Origin of the sequence: Paraburkholderia sp. RL17-347-BIC-D, assembly GCF_046027915.1 — a bacterium.
Lineage (GTDB): Bacteria > Pseudomonadota > Gammaproteobacteria > Burkholderiales > Burkholderiaceae > Paraburkholderia.
Genome location: NZ_JARESS010000147.1, coordinates 1 through 2,890, shown reverse-complemented (window position 1 = coordinate 2,890; position 2,890 = coordinate 1). Strand labels below are relative to the sequence as shown.

At 59.3% G+C, this 2,890-nt stretch carries 2 protein-coding genes and 1 pseudogene; 1 reads left to right on the top strand and 2 read right to left on the bottom strand.

Annotated elements, in window-relative coordinates:
* On the top strand, positions 1-1,882 hold a 1,882-nt coding region (locus P0D96_RS47710), incomplete at its 5' end, for a recombinase family protein (RefSeq protein ID WP_408321257.1).
* An 8-nt stretch (positions 1,883-1,890) separates the two neighbouring features.
* Here the strand turns inward: P0D96_RS47710 and P0D96_RS47705 are convergent.
* Both P0D96_RS47705 and P0D96_RS47700 read right to left on the bottom strand, forming a co-directional pair.
* On the bottom strand, positions 1,891-2,148 hold the full coding sequence (locus tag P0D96_RS47705; RefSeq protein ID WP_459252712.1) for an RNA-dependent RNA polymerase family protein: 258 nt from the start codon (positions 2,146-2,148) through the stop codon (positions 1,891-1,893).
* Between the two features lie 535 nt (positions 2,149-2,683).
* Positions 2,684-2,890 (bottom strand): annotated as a pseudogene (locus P0D96_RS47700) (transposase); the annotation flags it as partial.

Sequence of the window (2,890 nt, the reverse complement as noted above, 5' to 3'; positions counted from 1 at the left end):
GGCGCAGATGATGGGCCGCGAGGACTTCAAGACGCTGGTGGCGGATGTCTCGATGGGGCAAGTGGGTGCAGTGTTTGCGTTGGAAGTGTCGCGACTGGCGCGCTCAAATCTGGACTGGCATCGTCTGCTCGAACTGTGTGCACTCACTCATACCCTGGTGATCGACGCCGATGGTTGCTACGACCCGGGCGACTTCAACGACGGCCTGCTTCTTGGTCTCAAAGGAACGATGGCACAGGCCGAACTACACTTTTTGCGCGGGCGCCTCCAGGGCGGCAAACTCAACAAGGCACAGAAGGGTGAGTTGCGCTTTCCGCTGCCTGTCGGCTTGTGCTATGACGATGACAGCCGCATCGTCCTGGATCCCGATGACGAGGTGCGGGGCGCTGTGCAACTGGCATTTCGTCTGTTTCAGGAGACCGGCAGCGCATACGCGGTCGTCAAGCGTTTTGCGGAAGATGGCCTGCGCTTTCCAAAGCGGGCCTATGGAGGTGCCTGGGCAGGCCGACTCATCTGGGGGCGACTGAGCCACGAACGCGTACTCGGTCTGATCAGGAATCCTTCCTATGCAGGCGTCTATGTGTTTGGACGGTACCAATATCGCCAGCGAATCACCCCGCAAGGAGAGGTTCATAAGCGCGTGCAGCCGGTACCCAAGGCGGACTGGCGAGTCCATCTGCCCGACCATCACGAAGGATATATCACCCCGGAGGAATTCGAGCGCAACCAGGCACGCCTGGCAAGCAATCGGACCAACGGCGAAGGTACCGTGCTCAGCGGTGCGGCACGTGAAGGCTTGGCACTGCTTCAGGGAATGCTGATATGCGGCCGCTGTGGCCGGGCGCTGACCGTGCGGTACCAGGGTAATGGTGGCCTTTATCCACAGTACCTGTGTAGTGCGCGTCGCCGCGATGGTCTGGCGACCACCGATTGCATAAGCATGCGCAGCGATCTGCTCGACAACGCGATTGGCGAGGCAGTACTCACCGCCCTGCAGCCTGCCGAACTCAAGCTCGCCGTCACTGCCCTGAACGAACTCGAACAGCGCGATCGCGCCATCATGCGTCAGTGGGACATGCGCATTGAACGCGCTGGGTATGAGGTCGCACTCGCTGAACGGCGCTACCAGGAATGTGACCCGGCCAACCGTCTGGTCGCGGGTACCCTCGAGCGCCGCTGGAATGACGCGATGCTTCGGCTCGAAGCGATCAGGACGGAAGCTGCCCAGTTCCAGAGCCAGAAGGCACGCGTCGCGACGTCCGAACAGAAGGCCCAGGTTCTCGCGCTCGCGCGCAATCTGCCTCGCCTCTGGCGTGCGGCCACAACCTCGGCGAAGGATCGCAAGCGTATGTTGCGACTGCTCATCCGGGACATCACGGTCGAGAAACAGTCCGCCACAAGACAAGCCGTGCTGCATATCCGCTGGCAGGGCAGCGCGTGTACTGACATCACCGTGGACCTGCCAAAGCCAGCGGCCGACGCGATGCGTTACCCCGCCGTGTTCGTCGAGCGGGTGCGTGTACTATCGCAGCATCTGCCTGACCGACAAATCGTTGCACACCTCAATCAGGAAGGGCTGCGCAGCGCCTCTGGCAAATCGTTCACGCTTGAAATGGTCAAATGGATCCGTTACCGCTATGAAATTGAAGCAACCTGCTTCAGGCGGCCGGACGAGCTCACGGTACAGCAGCTCGCTCGCCAGCTGGGCATCAGTGCGCACGTGGTCTATTACTGGATCGAGCGCCACGTGGTCCAGGCCCGCAAGCTCGACGGGCGGGGACCGTGGTGGATTACGCTGGATTCCATCAAGGAGCAGAAACTGCGGGACTGGGTGCGCACGTCAGGCCACCTGAAGCCGCAACATTCCATCACTCAATTGTGAGAGGTGCATTATGAAATCACCGTCGGCACGCCCAGCTTTCTCGTGCCGCCCTTGGCCTTCGGAATTTCCACCTGCTTCACCGGCGGCGGGAAGTACGATCCCGATGACATCCGGTTCCACAGTTTGTACAGATTTCCCGACAGGTTCTGCTCGAACATGGCGATCGTTTCATCGTCCACGCCGGCCGCGCCGCGGTTGGCCTTCACCAACTGGTACGCCTCCCACACCGTTCGCTTCGCAATGCAATACGGTTTTGTTGATGTCATGTCACTCATCCCCGCCATGCAGGTTGGTGACCTTCGTCAACCGGCTAACGCCGCCCCTTCGCTCCGCTCCCATTACAGAAGTTTCAACGCTACTACGGGCGACTCCGCCCCTCGCGCTGGCATCGGTATTCTTCCTTATGGTGTTGGCCATTTGTCATTTCCCTTTGCATCCAGCGAGAGGTTCTCACGTTCCATACCAAAGCCTGCATTGAGCTCATGCCGCCTATACACCGACTGCCGACGGGTCCGTAAACAGGTGCCGTCCCGACTGATCCTGGAGCTTCTGTGCCACTCCAGTTTTGGCAGTACCTTGGGTCTATAACGATGCGTCATCGGACGGTTCGCTTTCGCTCATCTTCTCAATACGTACCTGACGTCCTGAACCGGACGCCTTTTCCACGGTCGCTCACCACCACGTCTTTTGAACGCAGCAGCACCGGGCGGTTTGAAGCCTGCTCCTGCAAGCCGACTTCGGGAGGCCTGCTCCCATCTTTGATACAGCATCACAAGCTCTCACTTGTGTTCGTGACACACCACAGAAGTAGACTTTGATGTCAGTAGCCACGGTGAAGCGTTTATGGCCAGCCATTTCTTTGCCCCGATCCCAGGTCAGCGATCTATACAGTTCCTCAGGCAGCTTGCCAGCATGTTTTATGAGAGCGTTGACGACGGTCTCTGTATCCTTGCTGGCAATCTTCACCAGCATGACGTAGCGGGTCTGACGTTCGACGAGAGTTGCAAC